3 protein-coding genes are annotated in these 3847 nt (G+C 63.7%); all 3 read left to right on the forward strand.

Features of this window, described 5'->3' with window-relative positions; genetic code table 11:
* Positions 1–1451: bifunctional rhamnulose-1-phosphate aldolase/short-chain dehydrogenase (locus EN893_RS23050; RefSeq protein ID WP_128361798.1), on the forward strand; the 1451-nt coding region annotated here is incomplete at its 5' end.
* Positions 1452–1548: 97 nt separating this feature from the next.
* The gene (rhaI, locus tag EN893_RS23055; protein WP_164748870.1) at positions 1549–2841 is read left to right on the forward strand and encodes an L-rhamnose catabolism isomerase; all 1293 of its coding nucleotides are present in this window, start codon (positions 1549–1551) and stop codon (positions 2839–2841) included.
* Positions 2842–3151: 310 nt separating this feature from the next.
* Positions 3152–3847 (forward strand): gamma-glutamyltransferase (locus tag EN893_RS23060; RefSeq protein ID WP_206640157.1); only part of this gene is annotated, 696 nt, incomplete at its 3' end.

A 3847-nucleotide genomic window follows, 5' to 3' on the forward strand; every position in this document is an offset into this window, starting at 1 on the left:
CGATCTCGGTGATCAACCAGGCGATCGAATGGTTCGAGCGCCGCTCCGAAGGTGTCGCTATCTTCGGCGGTGAAGTGGTCAAGGCACTCGACGCCACCGAGCGCCGTGCCATCGCGGCCAAACTGATGCCGAGGATTCGGGGCCTGATCTCGGAGAAGAGCCACAAAACAGGCCATTTCGACGATTCCGCCGCCGTGCTCGAATTCGTCAATTCCAGGGATCTGCGCCCGCTGGCGGCACTCGGCACCTCGTGCCCCGACCATTTCCTGCGCACCAAGATCCGCCCGCTGGTCATCGAATTCGATCCGGCCAAGCCCGATGTCGATGCGGTGATTGCGCGGCTTGCCGACGACATCGCAGCCTATCGCGTCGGCTACCAGGCCTACTACGACAGCTGCAAGCATCCGGACTCGCCCGCCATCCGCGATCCCAATGCCGTCGTCTACCTGATGCCCGGCGTCGGCATGTTCACCTTCGCCGGCGACAAGGCGACGGCGCGCATTTCGGGAGAATTCTATGTCAACGCCATCAACGTCATGCGCGGCGCCTCCACCGTCTCGTCCTATGTCGGGCTGCCTGCACAGGAAGCCTTCGACATCGAGTACTGGCTGCTCGAGGATCTGAAGCTGCAGCGCATGCCGAAGCCGAAGTCGCTTGCCGGCCAGATCGCCCTGGTCACGGGTGGCGCCGGCGGCATCGGCCGCGCCACGGCCAACCGGCTGCTGCGCGAAGGCGCCTGCGTGGTGCTGGCCGACATCGACGAGACAGCGCTGGCCAGCGCCAATGACGAACTGGCCAAGGTCTATGGCAAGGATTTCGTCCGCCCGGTGCTGATCAACGTCACCTCGGAGGACCAGGTTATCTCCGGCTTTGCCGAGACAGCGGTCGAGTTCGGCGGCATCGACATTCTGGTGTCGAATGCTGGCCTCGCCTCCTCGGCGCCGATCGAGGAGACGACGCTGGCGCTGTGGAACAAGAACATGGACATCCTGTCGACCGGCTATTTCCTGGTCTCGCGGGAAGCGTTCCGGCTGTTCCGCGCGCAGATGATTGGTGGCAACGTCGTCTTCGTCGCCTCCAAGAACGGCCTTGCCGCATCACCCAACGCCGCCGCCTATTGCACCGCCAAGGCCGCCGAGATCCATCTCGCCCGCTGCTTGGCGCTTGAGGGCGCGGAGGCGCAGATCAGGGTCAATGTCGTCAACCCGGACGCGGTGCTGCGCGGCTCGAAGATCTGGACCGGCGAGTGGAAGGAACAGCGCGCCGCCGCCTACAAGATGTCGACCGACGATCTGGAGGAGCACTATCGCTCGCGTTCGATGCTGAAGCGCTCGGTCTTCCCGGAAGACATCGCCGAAGCGATCTATTTCCTGGCGTCCGACATGTCGGCCAAGTCGACCGGCAACATCATCAATGTCGACGCGGGCAACGCCCAGAGCTTTACGCGCTAGCCGCTTCGCCCTTCTCCCCATCACTATACGGGGAGAAGGTGTCGGCAGGCGGATGAGGGGCAGCGCTGCCCGCATATATTTTGGGAGGAACCAGCACTTGTCCGAATCCATCATCTCCGCCGACCTCGTCGACAAGGACAACGCCGCGCGCAAGCCCAACCTCGAGCGCGACTACGCCTCGCTCGGCGAGCGGCTCGACCGTCGCGGCATCGCCATCGACGCTATCAGAGACAAGGTCGAGAAATTCGCGGTGGCGATCCCGTCCTGGGGTGTCGGCACCGGCGGCACGCGCTTTGCCCGCTTTCCCGGCGCCGGCGAGCCGCGCGATATCTTCGACAAGATCGAGGACTGCGCCGTCATCCAGCAATTGACGCAAGCGACGCCGACCGTCTCCCTGCACATTCCGTGGGACAAGGCCGACCCGAACCGGCTGAAGCAGGCGGCTTCGCGCTTTGGCCTCGGCTTCGACGCCATGAACTCCAACACTTTTTCCGACGCGAAGGACCAGGCGCTTTCCTACAAATTCGGCTCGCTGTCGCATGCCGATGCCGGCACGCGCCGGCAAGCGGTCGAGCACAATCTCGAATGTATCGAGATCGGCAAGACGCTCGGCTCCAAGGCCCTGACGGTGTGGATCGGCGACGGTTCGAACTTCCCGGGCCAGGTCAATTTCGCCAAGGCGTTCGAGCGCTATCTCGACGCCATGAAAGAGGTTTACGCCGGACTGCCCGCCGGCTGGAAGCTGTTCAGCGAGCACAAGATGTACGAGCCGGCCTTCTATTCCACCGTCGTGCAGGACTGGGGCACCAACTACATGATCGCCAGGGAATTGGGCGACAAGGCGTTCTGTCTCGTCGACCTCGGCCACCATGCCCCCAACGTCAACATCGAGATGATCGTCTCGCGGCTGATCCAATTCAAGAAGCTCGGCGGCTTCCATTTCAACGATTCGAAGTATGGCGACGATGATCTCGATGCCGGTTCGATCGACCCCTACCGGCTGTTCCTCGTCTTCAACGAACTGGTCGATGCCGAACTGTCCGGCACCGAGGGTTTCGATCCGGCGCACATGCTCGACCAGAGTCACAACGTCACCGATCCGATCGAAAGCCTGATGCTGTCGGCGGTCGAGGTGCAGCGCGCCTATGCGCAGGCGCTGCTCGTCGATCGCAAGGCGCTGGAAGGTTTTCAGGACAGTAATGATGCGCTGATGGCGACGCAGACGCTGAAAGCCGCCTACCGCACCGATGTCGAGCCGATCCTCGCCATGGCGCGGCTGAAGACTGGTGGCGCCATTGATCCGGTCGCGGCCTATAGGGCGGCGGGTTACCGCGCCAAGGTCGCTGCGGAACGGCCGGCGGTTGTGGGTGGCTCTGGCGGCATTGTCTGAGGCCGAGCCGGCCCCCTCATCCGGCCGTTTTGCGGCCACCGACCCTCCGGGCGTTCGTTGTTCGAAAAGCCAAGCAGTTGGCTTTTGGCCCGCTGCGCGGACCACGCCTCACCCCCGCTGGGGAGAAGAGACTGACGTCAGCGCTGACAACCTCCTCTCCCCTCGGGGAGAGGTCGGATTGCCTCGAATTGCGCTTCGCAATTCAGTTGGCAATCCGGGTGAGGGGGCTCTTCTCACGCTCCCTTAATTGTTAGTGGACTCGATCAGTCCAACACGGTCTTCTAGGCGTCCCCCCGCCCGGAGAACCGCCATGCCTCTCAACCGTCGGACACTGATCGCCGCCAGTCTTTCCATCACCTTCGCCCTCGCGCCGTTGACGGGCGTCTTCGCCGCATCGCCTGCGCCGGCCAAGGGCGAGCACGGCATGGTGGTGACGGCCCAGCATCTGGCGTCCGAAGTCGGTATCGAGGTGCTGAAAAAGGGCGGCAATGCTGTCGATGCGGCGGTTGCCGTCGGCTATGCGCTCGCGGTCGTCTACCCCAATGCCGGCAATATCGGCGGCGGCGGCTTCATGACCATCCGCTTCAAGGACGGCAAATCGACCTTTCTCGATTTTCGCGAGCGGGCGCCGCTGGCGGCGACAAAAACCATGTATCTCGACAAGGACGGCAACCCGGTGAAGGGGGCCAGTCTCGACGGCTATCTTGCGGTCGGCGTGCCGGGTTCGGTGGCCGGTCTGGAGATGGCCCGCGAAAAATACGGCAAATTGTCCCGCCAGGATTTGATGGCGCCGGCAATCGGCTATGCCAGGGACGGCTTCATCCTCAACCAGGGCGACGCCGCCTCGTTTGCCGGCAGCGCCGACAGGCTGGCGAAGGACCCCGCGGCCGCCGCCATATTCCTGAAACCCGACGGCAAGCCCTATGGCATCGGCGAGCGGCTGGTCCAGCCCGACCTCGCGGCGTCGCTCGCCGATGCCATAGGGCTTGCCGTCGGGTTTCAGGAA

Origin of the sequence: Mesorhizobium sp. M7A.F.Ca.CA.004.04.2.1 (assembly GCF_004022825.1) — a bacterium.
Lineage (GTDB): Bacteria > Pseudomonadota > Alphaproteobacteria > Rhizobiales > Rhizobiaceae > Mesorhizobium.